The organism is Desulfocurvibacter africanus subsp. africanus DSM 2603 (assembly GCF_000422545.1).
GTDB classification, from domain to species: domain Bacteria; phylum Desulfobacterota; class Desulfovibrionia; order Desulfovibrionales; family Desulfovibrionaceae; genus Desulfocurvibacter; species Desulfocurvibacter africanus.
Window position 1 is genome coordinate 143,463 of the sequence record NZ_AULZ01000005.1, and the last position, 17,646, is coordinate 161,108.

Annotated in this window: 14 protein-coding genes; 8 read left to right on the plus strand and 6 right to left on the minus strand. The window is 65.0% G+C overall.

Going from position 1 to position 17,646, the window contains the following annotated elements; all coding sequences use genetic code 11:
• The first annotated feature begins 13 nt into the window (after positions 1-13).
• Positions 14-1,519 (plus strand): cytochrome c, encoded by a 1,506-nt coding sequence (locus H585_RS0104850; RefSeq protein WP_027366981.1) that lies wholly within the window; start codon positions 14-16, stop codon positions 1,517-1,519.
• Between the two features lie 255 nt (positions 1,520-1,774).
• Positions 1,775-2,290, plus strand: coding sequence for a DUF4823 domain-containing protein (locus H585_RS0104855; RefSeq protein WP_027366982.1), 516 nt, complete (start codon positions 1,775-1,777; stop codon positions 2,288-2,290).
• A 253-nt stretch (positions 2,291-2,543) separates the two neighbouring features.
• Here the strand turns inward: H585_RS0104855 and H585_RS0104860 are convergent, their stop codons facing one another.
• On the minus strand, positions 2,544-4,400 hold the full coding sequence (locus H585_RS0104860) for a UbiD family decarboxylase (protein WP_027366983.1): 1,857 nt from the start codon (positions 4,398-4,400) through the stop codon (positions 2,544-2,546).
• 33 nt (positions 4,401-4,433) lie between these two features.
• A complete protein-coding gene (locus H585_RS0104865; protein ID WP_005988703.1) occupies positions 4,434-4,706 on the minus strand; it encodes a TMEM165/GDT1 family protein in 273 nt (90 codons plus the stop codon).
• Positions 4,707-5,003: 297 nt separating this feature from the next.
• On the opposite strand from H585_RS0104865, the gene H585_RS0104870 reads away from it, so the two are divergent.
• A complete protein-coding gene (locus tag H585_RS0104870; RefSeq protein WP_027366984.1) occupies positions 5,004-5,210 on the plus strand; it encodes a DUF2795 domain-containing protein in 207 nt (68 codons plus the stop codon).
• Positions 5,211-5,386: 176 nt separating this feature from the next.
• Here the strand turns inward: H585_RS0104870 and rfbA are convergent, their stop codons facing one another.
• The 4 genes from rfbA to H585_RS0104890 form a co-directional block, all read right to left on the minus strand.
• Positions 5,387-6,295 (minus strand): glucose-1-phosphate thymidylyltransferase RfbA, encoded by a 909-nt coding sequence (gene rfbA / locus H585_RS0104875; RefSeq protein WP_014259417.1) that lies wholly within the window; start codon positions 6,293-6,295, stop codon positions 5,387-5,389.
• A gap of 173 nt (positions 6,296-6,468) precedes the next feature.
• On the minus strand, positions 6,469-9,900 hold the full coding sequence (locus H585_RS0104880; RefSeq protein WP_027366986.1) for a PAS domain-containing hybrid sensor histidine kinase/response regulator: 3,432 nt from the start codon (positions 9,898-9,900) through the stop codon (positions 6,469-6,471).
• A 37-nt stretch (positions 9,901-9,937) separates the two neighbouring features.
• Positions 9,938-10,756, minus strand: coding sequence for a tetratricopeptide repeat protein (locus H585_RS0104885; protein ID WP_027366987.1), 819 nt, complete (start codon positions 10,754-10,756; stop codon positions 9,938-9,940).
• Positions 10,753-12,009, minus strand: coding sequence for an O-antigen ligase family protein (locus H585_RS0104890; RefSeq protein WP_027366988.1), 1,257 nt, complete (start codon positions 12,007-12,009; stop codon positions 10,753-10,755). The genes H585_RS0104885 and H585_RS0104890 overlap by 4 nt, the downstream gene beginning before the upstream one ends.
• 224 nt (positions 12,010-12,233) lie before the next feature.
• Between H585_RS0104890 and nifU the strand changes: the two genes are divergently transcribed.
• From nifU to H585_RS0104915, 5 genes are all read left to right on the plus strand, one after another.
• On the plus strand, positions 12,234-13,091 hold the full coding sequence (gene nifU, locus H585_RS0104895) for a Fe-S cluster assembly protein NifU (protein WP_027366989.1): 858 nt from the start codon (positions 12,234-12,236) through the stop codon (positions 13,089-13,091).
• A gap of 12 nt (positions 13,092-13,103) precedes the next feature.
• A complete protein-coding gene (gene nifS, locus H585_RS0104900; protein ID WP_027366990.1) occupies positions 13,104-14,348 on the plus strand; it encodes a cysteine desulfurase NifS in 1,245 nt (414 codons plus the stop codon).
• Positions 14,349-14,359: 11 nt separating this feature from the next.
• Positions 14,360-15,295, plus strand: coding sequence for a cysteine synthase A (gene cysK / locus H585_RS0104905; RefSeq protein WP_027366991.1), 936 nt, complete (start codon positions 14,360-14,362; stop codon positions 15,293-15,295).
• Between the two features lie 80 nt (positions 15,296-15,375).
• A complete protein-coding gene (gene epsC / locus H585_RS0104910) occupies positions 15,376-16,281 on the plus strand; it encodes a serine O-acetyltransferase EpsC (protein ID WP_014259410.1) in 906 nt (301 codons plus the stop codon).
• A 326-nt stretch (positions 16,282-16,607) separates the two neighbouring features.
• The gene (locus H585_RS0104915) at positions 16,608-17,531 is read left to right on the plus strand and encodes an SAM-dependent methyltransferase (RefSeq protein WP_027366993.1); all 924 of its coding nucleotides are present in this window, start codon (positions 16,608-16,610) and stop codon (positions 17,529-17,531) included.
• The last annotated feature ends 115 nt before the right edge of the window (positions 17,532-17,646 follow it).

Below are 17,646 nucleotides of genomic sequence, written 5' to 3' on the forward strand. Positions count from 1 at the left end.
GGGGAGAACGACCATGAGCTTCGACAACAAGCGATTCCCCAAGCTCGCCCTGAGTGCCTGGTTGGCCGCCGCCGTGCTGCTGCTCGGCTTCCTGGCCGCCCAGGCCGTCATGCCCACGGAGCAGGCCCGCGCGCCCAAGGCTACAGCCGACCAGGAGCCTGCGCCCTACGTGATCAAGGAACTGCCCACGACCATTCCGGCCTTTGACGCCGAGCAGAGCGAATACGTGCTGCTGGCCTGGAACAACCTGGGCATGCACTGCATTTCCGACAGCGACCCGTGGTGGATCCTGCTGCCGCCGGCCAACGACCTGCACGCCCAACTCGTGCGGCGCGGGCCCTCGCCCGAGATCGTCACCGAGGGTGTGGAGTTGACCTACCGCGTGGAGTCCGGCTTCGAGACACCCTCGGCCCACTCGCGCTTCTGGGAGTTCTCCAAATCCCTGCTGGGCAAGGCCCTGCCCAATGACGCGGGCATATCCGGCAACAGCCTGTCAGGCGCCATGCGCCTGGACGCCGAACGCCGGGCCTTCGCGGCCGAGCTGGTGCCGGTGGTGCCCTACCCGGACGACGGGAGCTTCAATCCCTATCCCATCTTCCACATCGAAGCCCGCGACGCTGCCAGCGGCGAGCTGCTGGCAGCAACGAGCATGGTCGCGCCGACCTCCACGGAAATGGGCTGCCGCAACTGTCATGGCGGCGACTGGAAGGTCCAGGACGTGGCCGGCTTCAGCGAGCAGACCTCCAGGGAGGTCCTGCGCGTGCACGACCGCAACACCGGCACGGACCTGCTGACACGCGCCGAGCGGGGCGAGCCGCGGCTTTGCCAGTCCTGCCACGCCGATCCGGTCCTCAACACTCAGGGCCAGCCCGAACGTCTGAACTTCCCGGCGGCCATCCACGGCTGGCACGCCAACTATATCCAGGGACGTGGGGCCAAAGCCTGCGGCTTCTGCCACCCCAGCGCGCCCACCAGCGCCACGCGCTGCCTGCGCGGCCTGCACGACGCCAAGGGCCTGGACTGCACGAGCTGCCACGGCACCCTGGAAGACCACGCCCTAAGTCTGCTCAAGAAGGAGCAGGAGCTGGGCAAGGAGCGCGCCGCGACGCTCATGGCCAACATCATCCCGCGCATGGTCGCCTCCAGCGAAGACATCGTGGGCCGTACGCCTTGGCTCATGGAGCCCGATTGCGCGAGCTGCCACGACTTCGAGGTCAAGCCCGAGCGCGGCGTGGCCACCTCCTTCAACAAGTGGACCTCGGACGAGCCGGGCGAGCTCTACCGCCTGCGCAGCGATGACGCGGGGGCCATCATGTGCGAGGCCTGCCACGGCAGCACCCACGCCCTATACCCGGCGAGCAACCCTTACGGCCGCGACCGCGACAACATCCAGCCCATGCAGTACCAGGGCCTGGCCAGAACCATCGGCGCGCGCGGCAACTGCGCCGTGTGCCACGTGGTGGACATGGACCCCGAGTCCTCCATCCACCACCCGCTGGTCGAGCAGGCAGACAGCTAAGCCAAGGCGCCGCCCAATACCGAGCTGCCGATCCTGCGCCGGCCGTAACCGGACGGGGCGGCCCGCAAGGGAACCTGTTGACGTCCCGTCCGCGATATCATAGTGATACTCGAGAAGGCCGGCTGCGAAGTCGGCCTTTTCCATTTCAAGAACCATAAGAGCACATTGGCGTCCGGCGATTCGTGACGTACGCCGTCAGCCTGCCCAATTACACCTGCCGCACATGCCCGACGCCGCAACAGAGAGAACGCAATCATGAAAACCTGCTTCCGTTCCCTGCTCGTCCTATGCCTTGTCCTGTCCCTCGGCTGCGCAACATCGTTGGTCGTGAGCGACACCAACCAACGCCTGCCCGCCAATGCGCCGGTCTATGTCGCCGTGGATGCTGACGGCGGCAGCGGAGACAGGATCCATGAAGGTTCCGGCCTGCTGGCCGCCGTGGCCGTGGCCAAGGCTCTGGAGCCCTACACGAGCTCCCGCCTCATGGGCCTGAACCGCGAGTCGCGCGACGAAGCCCTGGCCTCGGCGCGCCGGGCCAACGCAGCCTATCTATTCGTCCCGCGCATCGTGAGTTGGGAGGACCGCACAACGCTTTCGGCCAGGCCACAGTCCGCCGAACTGGTCGTATCCGTGATCGAGGTGGAGTCCGGCAACAGCGTGGTCAGCGCCCAGATCGCGGGCAAGAGCCAAGCCTTTCTCAGCACCGGCACGCCGCAGGAGCAGCTCGCTACGCCGCTCTCCGACTGGGCTGATCAGCTCTTCGCAAGATAGGATGCCTCCGGCGGCCAAAGGGGCGCAGCCCCTTTGGAATCCCCGCCAGGGGGAACGCCCCCCTGGACCCGCGATGTATCTCGGCTGAATGCCGGCAATGCCCGGCATTCAGCCAAGATAAGACGCTCTTGGAATGCCATGCGTATGGCATCCAGCTAGCACAAAGTGCGAAATGTTCTTGAAATACGGGGCCCAGGGGGATTATCCCCCTGGTGGGGTGAGGTCTGGAGAGGGGCGACGCCCCTCTCCAGTATTACACGAGTCCGTGCAGCGGGCCGCCGGGCGCGCCGAGGGCGTCCACGCGCTTCTCGACCTGTGGGTCCGGCTCAAGCGGCGGGGCCTGATAGGTCTTGAGGCGGGCATCGATGACCGCGGGGCCCTTGCAGCCCCAGTGCTTGCAATGGATGAATCCGCCGGCTCCATAGATATCTGTCGCCGGGTCCGAGCGGGTGAAGGTCACCCACAGGAAATTATCCCAATCCCTGGCCGTGAACGCTGCGTCGTCGCAGGCCACGACCCAGGGAAATCCCTCCAATCCTCCCACGCCTTCCAGGTGCTTGGCCAAGGCCTCCATGCGCGGGTCGTGCTCGTCGCGGCCCCGGTCGTGCTTCGGCGCGCTCAGCACCACGATACCAGGCGCGAAGACCCGTCCGTCGCGGAAGCCTTCGGGCAGCGAGAAGCCTTGCGGCAGCTCACGGGCCAGCTCACGCTTCTTGGGGCCGCAGGCGGCCAGCACGAGCTTGGAGCCCTGGTTCAGACTGATGCCCGAGTAGTCCAGCGTGTCCATGGTCGTGCGCGTGATGAAGTGGAAGTCGCGGGCAAGGTCCATGCGTTCCAGCAGGTGCCGGATGAAACCGGGCATGTCGTGCGTGGAGGGCGGGTTGTCCTCCTTGGCGGCCATGAGCACGTACTTGGACAGGGCGGTCTGCGTGTTGCCGAGCAGGCTCATGGCGTTGGTCAGCAGCTCCTGCGGCTGGCGCTCGGCCGCGAAGGGCACGTAGCGCTCGCTGCCGATGGCCAGCAGCAGCGGGTGCACGCCCGCGGCGTCCACGGCGTGCACCTCGTGCACGCCCGCGAAGACCGTGGGCACCAGCGCGGCGGTCAGCTCGTGGATGAAGGTCCCGAAGACCGTGTCTTCCTGCGGCGGACGACCGACCGTGGTGAACGGCCAGACCGCGCCCGGACGATGGAAGACCTTGCGGACCTTGAGCACCGGGAAGTCGTGGGCCAGGCTGTAGTAGCCCAGATGGTCGCCGAAGGGGCCTTCGGGCTTTTCGCCGCGCTCCACCACGCCGCAGATGCAGAAGTCGGCCTGGGCGAGGATCGGCAGACCGTTGGGCGAACGCGAGCCGTCGATCATGTCAACGCGCCGGCCGCCCAAGGCCCCGGCGAAGAGCAGCTCCGCGATGCCCTCGGGCAGCGGCATGACCGCGGCCAGGGTCATGGACGGCGGGCCGCCCACGAACACGTTCACGGGCAGGGGCCTGCCCGCGGCAATGGCCTCGCCATGATGATGGCCGATGCCGCGATGGATCTGGTAGTGCAAGCCGACTTCGCGGTCGGGCTCGTAGGCTTTGCCGGAAAGCTGCACCCGGTACATGCCCAGGTTGGAGCCGCCGAAACCCGGCTTGGCCAGGCTCTCGGAGTAGACCTGCGGCAGGGTCACGTACGAGCCGCCGTCCATGGGCCAGGACACGAGCTGCGGCAGCTCGGACACGCGCGCCTCGTGCGCCAGCACCGGCCCGGACCGAACCTTGCGGGGCAGGGCGTTATACAGCGCCTTGGGCGCGCCCGCATAGAGCCAGGGCTTGCGCAGGGCCTCCTTGAGCGCTCCGGCCGGATCGGCCTTGGCCTTCATGAGCCGCTCGACCATGGGCAGGGCGTCGCGGAAGATGTAGCGGGTGCGCTCCAGCGTGCCGAACAGGTTGGCCAACATGGGGAAACGGCAGCCCTTGACGCGCGTGAACAGCAGCGCCGGCCCACCCGTGTGGTAGGCCCGACGCTGGATCACGCCGGCCTCCAGCCTGGCGTCGATTTCCACGTCCACGCGCCGAAGCCAGCCCTTGGCCTCCAGGTCGCACATGCATTCGGACAGATTACGGTAGCCCATAAGAAATGCCTCCGGCAGCCGCGAAAACAGGCGCTAGAACTTGTCGAAAAAAATCAGCACGCCGATGGTCACGAAACCCACGGCCGCGACCTTCTTGATGATCTCCGGGGAGACGTACTGACAGACCACGTTGGCCACCATCACACCCAGCAAGCTGACCAGCGTCAGCGCCAGGGCCGAGGCCACGAAAACGGTCCAAGGCTTGCCGCTCTTGGCGGTCATGAGCATGCAGGCCAGCTGCGTCTTGTCGCCCAGTTCGGCCACGAACAAGGCTCCAAAGGTGGTGGCGAAAAGTTTCCAGTCCATTAAGGCGTCCTCCAGGCGTGTGATAAGAATAGGAACTGCTAGCCCGAGCCGCCTTGGGGCGCAAGCCTTAACCCGCGCCAGCCCGATGCCGGCCGCACCCACTGACATAGTCAGAGCAGGAGCACGGCCGCGGCGGATCATGCACAGGCCATACATACGTAGACGCGCCTGTGCAGCGCTCATGTTTCTCCTACAGAACCTTCGGGCCTGCTCCTATACTCCCCATGTGGCGATTCCAGTATCAACTCCAGCAGGCGTTCCCAATCCCCATTGCGGCAAACAGTCATGGAGGAAAATATGACCAGAGGCGTTGGCGGCCATTCCCCGGCCAATGTGGCTAAGTTCCTGAGCGGCATCAATTTCCCGGCAAAGAAGAAAGATCTTGTCGCGCACGCCAAGAAAAACAAGGCGGACAAGGGCGTCATAGACGAGCTGCAGAACTTCCCGGATCAGGAGTACAACTCTATGGCCGATGTCATGAAAGGCTACGGCAAGGAGCATTAGCCTTGTCGTGTCACACACGAGCTTATGGCTTATGGACAATCAATCTAGCCTGATTGCATGCATTGCATGCTGACCACCCGACAACTTGAAACACGGGTTGCCTGAAAAAAGGCCCGGCAGATGATCTGCCGGGCCTTTGACGTTTTCTGGAGGCCGGAGCGAAGCCAGAGTTACCGTTACCCGATCTCCTCGCTCAGCAGCCGCAGTAGATACTCGCCATACCCCGACTTGCACAGGGGCTTGGCCACTTCGCGCAGGTGGTCGGCGTCGATGAAGCCCATGCGGAAGGCGATCTCCTCCGGGCAGCAGATTTTAAGGCCCTGACGTGATTCGACTGCCTGCACGAAGGTCGAGGCGGACAGGAGCGAATCGTGAGTGCCGGTATCCAGCCAAGCCACGCCTCGGCCCAGCAGTTCCACATGCAATGCGTCCCGGCGCAGATATTCGGTGTTCACGTCGGTGATCTCCAACTCGCCGCGCGCCGAGGGCTTCATGTCCTTGGCGATGGACACGACTTCGTTGTCGTAAAAATATAGTCCGGTCACGGCATAATTGGACTTGGGCGTCTTGGGCTTCTCCTCGATGTCCACGACCCGGCGCTGCTTGTCGAAGGCCACCACGCCGTAGCGCTGGGGGTCGGTGACGTGATAGCCGAAGACCGTGGCTCCCTGCTCGCGGCCCACGGCGTTGGTCAGGTAGTTCGACATTCCGTGGCCGAAAAAGATGTTGTCGCCCAGGATAAGGCTCACCGGCGAGCCCGCGATGAACTCCTCGCCCAGGATGAAGGCTTGGGCGATGCCCTCCGGGCGCGGCTGCTCCAGGTAATCGAGGCGCACGCCGAACTGCTCGCCGCCGCCGAGCAGGGCCTGGAAGCGCGGCAGATCCGTGGGCGTGGAAATGACCAGAATATCCTTGATGCCCGCCATCATGAGCACCGACAGCGGATAATAGATCATTGGCTTGTCATACACTGGCATGAGCTGCTTGCTGGCGGCCAGGGTCAGCGGATAGAGCCTGGTGCCCGATCCACCCGCGAGGATGATGCCTTTCCAGCTGGTGGCGTTGGGATGGGCGGTGTAACGCACGGTATGTCTCCTACTGCCGCGAGCGCGGGCCTGCGGCAGGCTGATGATGTCGTCGGACCAACGTGATCATGCGCGAACATGCTCTACGGGCTTGGTTCCCGCATATTTGCTTAGCACCGCGCATGATCGGAGACAAGTTATGCCGAGGGTTGACGTATTCTTTCAAGCTCTTGTCAGGACAGGAACGCGGCCACATCCTGCGCGAGTCTGTCCAGCGCCTGGCGCAGCAGGGAAAGCCGACGGACGCACTCGTCAACCCGGCCTTTCCTGGCCGTTTGCTCCAAGGCCAGGGCCTGCTCGCACAAGGCATCCGCCCCCACGGTGCCGGCCGCTCCCTTGAGGGAATGGGCCGCGATGCACGCGGTCTCCAGGTCGCCGCCATCCATGGCAGCCGCGGCAGTTTCGACCTGTCGGGCGGCATCTTGCAAAAAAGTTTCCAGAAGCATCGCGTACAGCTCGCGGTCTCCGCGCAGGCGCCCCAGGGCCGTTTCCACGTCCAGGGTCTTGGCCGCCTTGGCAGGGAGTCCATCCCGCGCCGGAAGATCGAGGGCTTCCGTGGAAGCGGATTCCACTACGGGATCATGGAAGAAAAGCACCCTGGCCATGACCCTGGACAATAGGCCGAAGTCCACGGGCTTGGACACGTAACCATCCATGCCCGCGGCCAGGAAGCGTTCCTGGTCGCCCTTCATGGCGTAGGCCGTGACTGCTATGATGGGGATGGCCGGATCGAACAGTCTGCCATCGTGCTCGCGGATGCGCCTGGTGGTCTCCAGGCCGTCCATCTCTGGCATCTGCACGTCCATGAGCACCAGGTCGAAAGTTTCCTCGGCCAGGGCCTGCAGGGCCTCACGGCCGTTGGCGGCCACGCGCGAGCGATGACCGGCCGCGCCCAGCATGTGCACCAGGAACTCCTGGTTGATCCGGTTGTCCTCGGCAAGCAGGATGTTCAGGGTCGGCATATGATCCAGCGCCAGAGCTTCCTCGCGCCGGTTTTCGGCGGCTTGCGCCCCGCTGTCCGGCAGACCGAACTTGGCGGTGAAGGCGAAGAGGCTGCCTTGACCCTCGATGCTCTCGACCCAGATGCGTCCGCCCATCATCTCCACGAAATTCTTGGAGATGGCCAAGCCGAGCCCCGTGCCGCAATACTGCTTGGCATAGGAGCTGTCCAACTGACTGAAGCTGCGGAACAGCCGGTCCTGCTTGTCGGACGGAATGCCCAAGCCCGTATCCTGAACCTCGAAGCGCAACTCACAGTCAACGCCGCTTACCTGCACCGGGACTACGCGCAGGGTCACGCCTCCCCGGCTGGTGAACTTCAGCGCATTGGACAGGAGGTTGGTCAGAATCTGCCCCAGACGGATGGGATCGCCGTGAAGCTTCGGCGGCAAGCCGGGGTCCAGATGGACCTCCAGGCCAAGGCCCTTCTTGACGGTCTGCAGGACGAAGGGATCGACCACGGCACGCAGGGCGGCGTCCAGGTTGAATAGCTCGGGCTCAAGCTTGAGCTTGCGCGCCTCGATCTTGGACAGGTCCAGAATGTCGTTGATGATGATCAGCAACGCGTTGGCGGAATCCTTGAGCAGCGCGATGTACTGGGCCTGACGATCTTCCAGGCGAGTGGTCAGCAGAACATCGGCCATGCCCAGGATGCCGGAAATGGGCGTGCGGATCTCATGGCTCATGTTGGCCAGGAACTCGCTCTTGGCCCGGCTGGCCGCCTCGGCCTGCTCCTTGGCCTGCAGGATTTCCAGGGTGGCTTGCTTGCGCTTGACGTGCGCCCACAGACCTTCGAGCAGGAGCATGAGCTGCTTGGCGTCCAGCTGGTCGTAGGGCGCGGGCTTGTTGGCAACGGCTGCCATGGCCACTACCCGGCCGCTGTCCAGCACCGGCGCGATGAGCAGGCGCCGCAGGGGCGGATGGCCTTCCGGCAGGGGACGCCGGCGGCTGCGCCGCGCATAGTCGTTGATCACCAACGGCCGTTTGGACCGCGCGGCGATGCTCCACACGCCCGAGAGCGCGGAAAGGTCGTGCGCCTGTTTCGTCACGGGACATTCTCGGCCCGGCAGGCCCGTGGTCACGATATCCAGATCTTCCTCGCCCGTGGCGAGCAGGATTCGACCCGCCTCGCTGCCCGTCAGATCGACGGCCTGTCCCAGGACGTACTCCGCCATGTCCCTGGCCTGGCGGTCCTCGACCTGGAACAGGCTCAGAAGCGCCTCCAGCCGCGCCTGGTTGAGCCGCAGCTGTTTCTCGGCCATTTTCTGGGCCGTGATGTCCTGGCCCACGGCGATGACTCCGTTCAGGCTCTCCGGGCTGCCTTCCAGGTGGGTCATGTTCCACAGGATCACGCTTATCCGGCCGTCCCGGCCTCGTACGACCTGCTCCAGATCCCGTTCCCGCCGGTGGCCGATGACGGACAGAAGTCGCGCGCCCAGCTCCTCCCGGGCCTCGGGCGCGAAGAGGGTCGAGAACTCCTGGCCCAGCACGTCGGACCTGGCATAGCCCGTAACCTGCTCGGCCTTGCGGTTGAACTCCAGGATGCGCAGGTTCACGTCCAAGAGCACGATGAGACTGCCCGCGGTTTCGAACAGGGAGCGGAAGCGGGTTTCACTGCGGCGCAGGGCCTCTTCAGCGGCCTTGCGCTGGGAGATGTCCGCCACGAAACCTTCATAGTACGGCTCCTGAGGCGTGCCGGCGGCCTTGAGGGTGGTCAGAGCCCAAAATTTGGTGCCGTCGCGGCGCAGGCGGCAGGATTCCTGATTGGCTACCAGGCCCTGGCTGTCCACCCGGTCCAGAAACCTTTGTCGCTCGGCCGGGTCGGCGCAATAACGGCATGCGGCATCCCCGGTCTCAGCCAGCAACTGCGCCGGGCTTTCATAACCGTGCATGCGGGCGAAGGCCGGGTTGACGCTCGTGTAGCTTTGCTGGCGCGTGGCTCGGAAGATGCCCAAGGGAGCGTTCTCGAAGATGCCCCGATACTTCTCTTCCGAATCCTTGAGCGCCCTGTCGGCCTGTACGCGGGCGGTGATATCCTGCACGGCCGAAAGGCAGAATCGCCCATCCCGGCTGGACAAGCCGAGCGCATCCGGCCGGTCGGGCATGACCGCGCTCGCGATCTGCACATGGCGCACGCCGCCCCCGCGCGGCGACAGGCGCAACTCGCAACGCGCCGTTGCCGCCGTTGCCGAGGATGCAAAGGCTGCCTCGCCATGAGCGAGAAAGGCGCTCTGGTCCTCCTCAGCCACGAAAGCCGTGAAAGACCTGCCCAGCAGGTACTCGCGCTGCACGCCGAGCAGATCCGCTCCGGCGAGATTCGCCTGCAGTATGGTCCCGGAGCGGTCAAAGGAAAAAAAACCGATGGGCGCGAAATCGTGCAGGCGGGAATACAGGTCGCGGGAGGCCTCCAGCTCGCCCTGGATCTGGGCCAGCCGCAGGTCCTGCCTCTGCAGCCCGGCCTCGTAGGCCTCCAGCTCCCGCAGCAACTCGCGCAGGACAAGATGATCCGGACCCGATAGGCCGGCCTCCAGCCTGGCGAGCAACAGCTCGGCCTTGCGGCGCAGGGCGGCCAGGGTTGCGGGGCAAGATACGTGTTGTCCGGTCATGGCTGGCTCAATGCTGCATGCGCGTTCCGCCGCAGCCTCAGAAGCGATACACCTTCTTGGCGGCGTCCTTGTGGACTGGCTTGTCCACATTCACGAGCTCGCTCGCCTTGCGCGTCTTCTCGATGTGCCGCACGAAGAGTTTGGCTTGCTTGAAATCGGGGTTCATGGACAATCCCAGGCGCAGGTATTCCAGGGCCAAGCCCAGATCGCCCTTGTCGTACAAGGCCCGGGCTATGTTGTGATACAGGTTCTCGTCGGCCTGATCCACCTCCATGGCCTTCTTGTAGAAGGAGATGGCTTCCTCGAACTGCTTGGCCTTGCGCATGTCGATGCCGCAGCCGTTGAACACGACCTTGTGCTCGGGTTCGAAGGGGCCCTGCAGGGCCAGGATGCGACGGAAGGTATCCACGGCCTTGGCCGTCTCGCCGCGCCGGAGCTGAGCGCGACCCTCGGACTGGAGGGCCTCCATCTCGCGCGATACGGCCTCGAAAACCGCCCTGGACTCCTGGGCAGCGTCGGACTCGGCGTGTTTCGCCACTGTTTGCGCACCGAGCGCATCGGGCGTAACGGGCGTAAAAGGAGCGGCCATATCGGACACGCCCGCCGCAGGGCGCTTGATGAAGAAATCCGGCTCGGGCGTGAACTGGCTCGAAAACGCGGATGCGGCGATACGCTGGCGCTGGCCGATGGGCACCATGTTCTGGTTCAGCGGCTGGATCTCGTAGACATCGACGCCGGCCTCCCACACGCCCCAGTATATTTTGCGCAGCACTTTGCCGCCGTCCTTGCCTTTGGCTTCGAATGGCGTGGAATAGACGCCCTTGAGCGGGCCGCTCTCATTCTTGCGCAGCTTCATGCGATCACTCCTTGCATTCCCTTGCCGTCCTCCCCTGGGCCCGCGCGCCGACATCCGCGGCAGACGTGGCAACCCTGGCTTTTCACCGCAGGCCCATGGCGGCCGGTCCCGTCATTCCAAGCAAGAACAGGGCCGGAACAGCACGATTTGGCCAAAGCCAGCAGCAGTACAGGCGCGACATTACTGAGATAGAAGAGGCCCATGGTCAGCCCCTGCACCAGCAGCAAGCCCAGGCCGCGAGCCTGGGTGCTTCGACGGAGCAGGGTCAGGCACAGGGCCAGCACCGCGAGCATTGTCGTCAGACCCCAACTCACGGCCAGTCGTAACCAGAAAGAGTGGAAATTGTAGGCGTGCACTCCAGGCGCGCCTGTTTGTCTGGCCTGATCCCGCCACAGCTCCCATAAGGCGGCCGGGACATCCACGGGCAGGGGCCTGCCAGGAGCGAAACCGACCAGGGCCTGCAGGGGCTGGTCCCGCAGCAGGTCCACGCCCGCACTCCACATCCAGTAGCGGTCCAGCTCGCTCAGGCCGTCCCCGGACAGGACGCGCAGACTGAAGGCCAGGATTATGCCGGCAAGCAGCGCCACGGACAGGATGAACCGACGCGGAAAGGACAAGCCGGGCCAGCAGGTCAGGACCACCAAGCCTGTGGCCAGCAGGGTCGTGCGCGACATGCTGGCCAGAATGCCCGCCAGAACCAGGGCCTTGAGCGCGGGCGCGCGCTGGCCAAGGCCCATGCACAGGCCGACGAGCATCAGGGCCGCGTCGTAGTTGATCTCGCCCAAGCCCTGGGGTCGCACGACGGCCTCCGAGGCCAAGCTGGACAAAGCGAGGTCCAGCAGGACCAACACCGCCAATGCGGCCGCCGCTTGCAGGAAATGTTTCGACGCGGGCGTTCCGCCGGCTGCAATGGCCAGTCCGGCCAAGGCCAGGTAAAAAAACGGCTTGAGCTCCATGAGCCAGGCGGCAAGCTCCGGCCCTTCCTGAAGCCAGATGGGCCCAAAGCGCAGCAGGAGGGCCAAGGCCAGCAGGAGCATCAACAGGGTCCTGGCGTGCGAGAATCGCGGCCCGCCATGGCTGCGGGCAAGCACGACGAACATGCAGCCCAGGCCCCACAGCAGCCAGAAACCATCGATCCAGTCGCGCGGGAGCGCCCATTCGGCCTGGCGCGCCACGGTCATGGACAGGGGGTAGGTCACATATGCCATGACCAAAGGCACGACGGCCAAATAGGATCGTCCGGTTTCAGGCATGCTCGCCTCATACGGCTGAAATCTCAGCTTATCTCAGGAAAGAGCAAATGCAAAGCGCCTGATCGGTCTGTCCGTTCCTCGCAGTGCGCGCAGTGTCGCGGCGAACAGCGGCCTTGGTCATCGAAACGCTCCTGAATGCGAACGCCTCTTTATCCCTTGATCTTTCGGTGCTAAACCTTACCTTTCATGCTATCCCTTCCCCCTGCCAAACCGTGGAGGCCGCCATGTGGGAATATACCGACAAGGTCAAGGAGCACTTCCTGAACCCCAGGAACGTAGGCAAGCTGGACGACGCCAACGCCGTGGGCGAGGTGGGCAGCCTGGCCTGCGGCGATGCGCTCAAGCTCTACCTCAAGATCGACGACAAAGGCGTCATCCGGGACGCCAAGTTCCAGACCTTCGGCTGCGCCAGCGCCATAGCCTCCAGCTCGGTGCTTACGGAGCTGGTCAAGGGCAAGACCGTGGAGGAAGCCCGCGCGCTGACCAACAAGGACATCGCCGGCTTCCTGGGAGGCCTGCCCAAGGAGAAGATGCACTGTTCGGTCATGGGCCAGGAGGCCCTGGAGGCCGCGCTCAAGAACTACTGGGGCGAAAAATACGTCGCGCCCACGGGTGAGGGCGAGCTCATTTGCCATTGTTTCGGCGTGACCGACGAGCAGATCCGCCGGGCCATCCGCGAGAACGACCTCAAGACCGCCGAGGAGGTCACCCAGTTCACCAAGGCAGGCGGCGGCTGTGGCGAGTGCATCCTGGACATCGAGCGGCTGCTCATGGAGGTTCGTGGCGAGCAGGCCCCGGCCGAGGGCGTTGCCCCCGTTGCTGAGGAAAAGAAGCCCAAGCGGCTGACCAACATCCAGCGCATGCAGCTCGTGTCCAAGGTCATCGACGAAGAGATCCGCCCGAGCCTCAAGAAGGACGGCGGCGACATCGAGCTCATCGACATCGACGGTCTGAACGTGGTGGTCTCCCTGCGCGGGGCCTGCGTAGGCTGTCCCTCGGCGCAGCTGACCCTTAAGCAGCTCGTGGAGCGCCGCCTGCGCGAGACAGTGGAGCCCGACATCGTGATACAGGAAGCGCAATAGGGAGGCCTCGACATGTCCCACGGACCAGCTCAAGACAAGCCCCAAGTCATCTACCTGGACAACAACGCCACCACGCGCGTGGCTCCCGAGGTGTTGGAGGAGATGCTGCCGTTCCTCTCGGAGTACTACGGCAACCCCTCCAGCATGCATTCCTTCGGCGGCAAAGTCGGCGGCAAGATCAACCAGGCCCGCGAGCGCGTGGCCGCGGCCCTGGGCTGCGACCCGCGCGAAGTCGTGTTCACCTCCTGCGGAACCGAGAGCGACAACACGGCCCTGCACTCGGCCGTGAGCGCCAGGCCCGACAAACGCCACATCGTGACCACCCGCGTGGAGCACCCGGCCGTGCTCAACTACGTGAAACTCCTGGAGCAGCAGGGCTACTCCGTGACCTGGCTGCCCGTGGACAAGCATGGCCGTCTGGACCTGGAGCATGTCCGCGAGGCCATCCGCGCGGACACGGCCGTGGTCTCGGTCATGTGGGCCAACAACGAGAGCGGCACCGTCTTCCCGGTGCGCGAGATCGGGGCCATGTGCCGCGAAAAAGGCGTGCCCTTCCACACTGACGCGGTGCAGGCCGTGGGCAAGATCCCTGTGAACCTCAAGGAATTCCCCTGCGACTACCTGGCCCTGTCGGGCCACAAGATCCACGCGCCCAAGGGCGTGGGCGCGCTCTACGTGCGCAAGGGCATGCTCTTCAAGCCCTTCATGATCGGCGGCCACCAGGAGCGCGGCCGGCGCGGCGGCACCGAGAACGCCGCCTCCATCATCGGCCTGGGCAAGGCCATGGAGCTGGCCGCGGCGGGCATCCAGGACGAGAATACCAGGGTCAAGGCCCTGCGCGATCGTCTGGAGAAAGGACTTATGGGGGCCATTCCCGAAGCCCTGATCAACGGCGACCCGGTCAACCGGCTGCCCAATACCCTGTCCATCGCCTTCATGTACATCGAGGGCGAGGCCATGTTGCTGCTGCTCGACCAGTTCGGCATCTGCGCCAGCTCGGGCTCGGCCTGCACCTCGGGCAGCCTGGAGCCTTCGCACGTGCTGCGGGCCATGGGCGTGCCCTTCACCTATGCCCACGGTTCCCTGCGCTTCTCATTGTCGCGCTACACGACGGAGGCGGAGATCGACACGGTCGTGCGCGAACTGCCCAAGATCGTGGCGCGGCTGCGGGCCATGTCGCCGTTTTCCGCGGATAGTGAGACCGAGGGCCAGCACAAGGCCGTAGCGGCCTGCGCCGTGGAACGCAGCACGGAATAACGGGAGATTTTGTGAAAGTCTACAACGACATGATCGCCCTGGTGGGCGCGACGCCTCTCGTGCGCCTGAACCGCATCACCAAAGGCATCAACGCCACGGTGCTGGCCAAGCTGGAGTCGCGCAACCCCTGCTACTCGGTCAAGGACCGCATCGGCGTAAGCATGATCCTGGCCGCCGAGCGCGAAGGGCGCATCGACAAGGACACGCTCATCGTGGAGCCTACCAGCGGCAACACGGGCATCGCCCTGGCCTTCATGTGCGCCGTGCGCGGCTATTGCCTGGTGCTGACCATGCCCGAGTCCATGAGCCGGGAGCGCCGCACGCTGCTCCAGGGCTTCGGGGCCAAGCTCGTGCTCACCCCGGCGGCCGAGGGCATGAAGGGCGCCATCGCCAAAGCTGAGGAGATCGCGGCCAGCGCGCCCAAGGCCTTCATACCCCAGCAGTTCAACAACCCGGCCAACCCGGAGATCCATGCGCTGACCACGGCCGAGGAGCTCTGGAACGACACGGATGGGACAATGGACATCTTCGTGGCTGGCGTGGGCACGGGCGGGACCATCACCGGAGTGGGCCGGACGCTCAAGCCGCGCAAGCCCGAGCTGCGCATCGTGGCCGTGGAGCCCGATGCATCGCCGGTGCTCTCGGGCGGCAAGCCCGGTCCGCACACGATTCAAGGCATCGGTGCGGGCTTCGTGCCCAAGAACTACGACGCCTCGGTCGTGGACGAAGTCGAGCGCGTCACGGGCGAGCAGGCCATGAGCATGGCCCGGCGGCTGCTGCGCGAGGAAGGCATCCTGTGCGGCATCTCCTCTGGCGCCATCGCCCACGCGGCCCTGGAGATCGCCCGCCGGCCCCAGAGCGAGGGCAAGACCATCGTTTTCGTGGTCTGCGACACGGGCGAACGCTATCTGTCCACGCCCCTGTTCACCGAAAGCGGAGAGACCTAGGTCTGCCCTTCACGCCGACGGACGAAGCAGGCCGTGCGTTCTCACGTTTTTTCACAGCCCCCTATTCAGGAACTAGAACCATGATGCAATACGACGCGGGCAAGCAGCCCCTGAGTCTGGAAGAGATCACCAAGCGCCTGTGCGATCCGGCCTCCTACGCCGGAGTCTACCACCGGCCCATGCACGACAAGCCCATGCCCTCGGTGACGGCGCTGGCCGACATCATGGAGCGGCTTCGCGCGCTGCTCTTTCCGGGCTACTACGGCAACTCCGAGATAACGCCCGAGACCATGGTCTATCACATGGGCGCGGGCCTGGACCACGTTGCCCGGCTGCTCGCCGAGCAGATCACGCGCGGCCACTGTTTCTCCTGCACCATCACGGACAGGGAAAGCTGCAAGGATTGCGACAAGCAGGCCGAGGAAAAGACCATGCGCTTCCTGTCGGCCTTGCCGCGCATCCGCGAGCTGCTGGCCTCGGACGCCCAGGCGGCCTACATCGGCGACCCGGCAGCCAGAAGCCCCGGCGAGACCATCTTCTGCTACCCGTCCCTCACGGCCCTGACCCACTACCGCATCGCACACGAGCTGCACCACCTGGACGTGCGGCTCATCCCGCGCATCATCACCGAGCTGGCCCACTCCAAGACCGGCATCGACATCCACCCCGGCGCGGAGATTGGCTCGCACTTCTTCATCGACCACGGCACCGGCGTGGTCATCGGCGAGACGAGCATCATCGGTCGCAACGTGCGCCTGTACCAGGGCGTGACCCTGGGAGCCAAGAGCTTCCCCAAGGACGACTCCGGCACGCTCATCAAGGGCATCGCCCGCCACCCCATCGTGGAGGACGACGTCATCATCTACGCCGGCGCGACCATCCTGGGCAGGGTCACAGTTGGCAAGGGCGCGGTCATCGGCGGCAACGTGTGGGTGACCGAAGACGTGCCCGCCGGAGCCAGAATCTCGCAGAAGGCCAGCGACTAGAGCAGATTGCTTTTAAGACGCCCGCTCCGGCGTTGACGGCGCAAGTGAATTGCGCCTACGCCTACGAGGCGGCAAGCCATGCCGACGCATGGCTTGCAGAGCATTTTCAAAAGCAAAATGCTCTAAACTTGGCGGAACAGTAATCGGGAAGGGCGTTGCCCTCCCCGAACCCCACCCACCAGGGCCGACGCGGCCCTGGACCCGCGTAGTTCGTTGGTGGACCGCCATGGGTGCGGAGAGAACGGACCCTTCGGTTCGCGGCGGGCGCTCCAGGCCGGAGCGCCCGTTTTCTTTTCCTTTGACCCGGAAAAAGGTAGTTGAGGCCCGTGAACAACAATACTCTTTCATTTCCCGACGTCTTCACCGCCTACCTGGCTCCGCGCGGCTTCGAGGCCGAATTGCTGCGCGAGCTGGGCGACTCGATTCTGGCCGTGCGCGACAGGCTCGTGCTCGCCTCGGGCCCGCCGCGCGACGTGGCCTGGGCCCAGAACATCTGGCTCGACCCGCGCTGGATCCCAATCGAATCCATCGGCGACGCGGCGCACAAGCTGAAAGGCTTGCAGCGCAAGTGGGCTTTGTACTCCACGGGCCTGCATCGCCGGGCCACGCTCATCCAGGACAAGCTGCCCAAGGTCTCGGCGCGGCGGCAGGTCTTCGGTGAGCCGCCGCCGTCCGCTCCGCTGGGCTCGTGGACCTTGTGGGAGGAAAACCTGCTGCTGGCCTCACCCGCCTGCGCCAGCCCCTGGAATCACGGCGAGGCCGAGTTCGAGGAGAACAAGACCGAGCCGCCGGGCCGGGCCTACCTCAAGCTGTGGGAGTTGTTCACGCGCCTGGGCATAAAGCCCGCGCCGGGCGATCTGTGCCTGGACCTCGGCGCGTCGCCGGGCGGCTGGAGCTGGGTGCTGGCCGGGCTTGGCGCGCGCGTGTTCGCCGTGGACAAGGCCGATCTGGCCGCCAACGTCGCGGCCATGCCGAACGTTGAGCACTGCCGGGGCTCGGCCTTCGGTCTGGACCCGCGCATGGTCGGCGCGGCGGACTGGCTCTTCTCGGACGTGATCTGCTATCCGGACCGACTGCTGGCCATGGTCGAGCGCTGGCTGGAGCTGGGCGAGTGCAAACGCTTCGTCTGCACGGTCAAGCTGCAGAGCGAGACCGACTTCGCGGTCCTCGAACGCTTCCGGGCCATTCCCGGCTCGCGCCTGCTGCACCTGCACCACAACAAGCACGAATTGACCTGGCTGCGGCTGTAGCGCCTTGGCGTTTTACCGCCTTGCATATGAAACGAAAAATGAGGGGTGCAGGGGAATTATTCCCCTGCCGGGAGAGAGTCCGAGAGAGGGCAGCGCCCTCTCTCGGTTCATTCGC